The organism is Pseudomonas khorasanensis, assembly GCF_014268505.2.
GTDB lineage: Bacteria > Pseudomonadota > Gammaproteobacteria > Pseudomonadales > Pseudomonadaceae > Aquipseudomonas > Aquipseudomonas khorasanensis.
Genome location: NZ_JABWQP020000043.1, coordinates 1 through 711, shown reverse-complemented (window position 1 = coordinate 711; position 711 = coordinate 1). Strand labels below are relative to the sequence as shown.

Below are 711 nucleotides of genomic sequence, written 5' to 3'. Positions count from 1 at the left end.
CAGGAACAGATCTACCTGCACGCCCAGCGCGACTGGGACGAAAACATCGAGCACGACCAGAAAATCCGCGTCGGCAACGAACGCCACGACACCGTCGAAAAAAACAGCTACACGGAATTCAAGGCCGAAGAACACCACACCGTCTACGCCGACCGCAAAGTCGAAACCCGCGCCAACGACCACCTGACCGTCGGCGTCAATCAGCACATCAAAATCGGCACGGGCCAGTTCATCGATGCAGGGCAAGAAATCCACCTGAGCAGCGGCATGAAAGTCGTGATGGAAGCAGGCGCCGAGTTAACCCTGGTCGGCGGTGGGAGCTTCATCAAGATCGACGCCGGCGGCGTGACGATGAGCGGGCCGGTGATCAACATGAACTCCGGCGGTGGGCCGGGTAGTGGGACTGGAGCCGCGCCACTGATGCCCGGCATCCTGAAACAGGCCGACGCCGACAAGGCCGGCCAGGTCCTGACCCCGGCGCAAGTCAACACCCTCAAACGCAACGCGCCGTTCTGCGAAGAATGCGAAAAATGCAAGGCAGGTGCCTGTGCCCTCTGATCGACTGACACCCAACGACTGGCTGGCACAACAGCCGCTGCAAACTGGCGAACGCCTGTACCTGATCATCAGCGCGGCCAGCGACAGCGACGCCCTGAAAAACCTGTACCTGACCGAACCCACCGCCCAGCTCATCCCGATCTGGGGCGGCAC

At 61.5% G+C, this 711-nt stretch carries 1 protein-coding gene and 1 pseudogene; both read left to right on the top strand.

Features of this window, described 5'->3' with window-relative positions:
* Positions 1–558 (top strand): bacteriophage T4 gp5 trimerization domain-containing protein (locus HU727_RS25500; protein ID WP_437180435.1); only part of this gene is annotated, 558 nt, incomplete at its 5' end.
* Positions 548–711: pseudogene (locus HU727_RS26230) on the top strand (DUF4123 domain-containing protein); the annotation flags it as partial. The gene HU727_RS25500 and the pseudogene HU727_RS26230, both read left to right, overlap by 11 nt.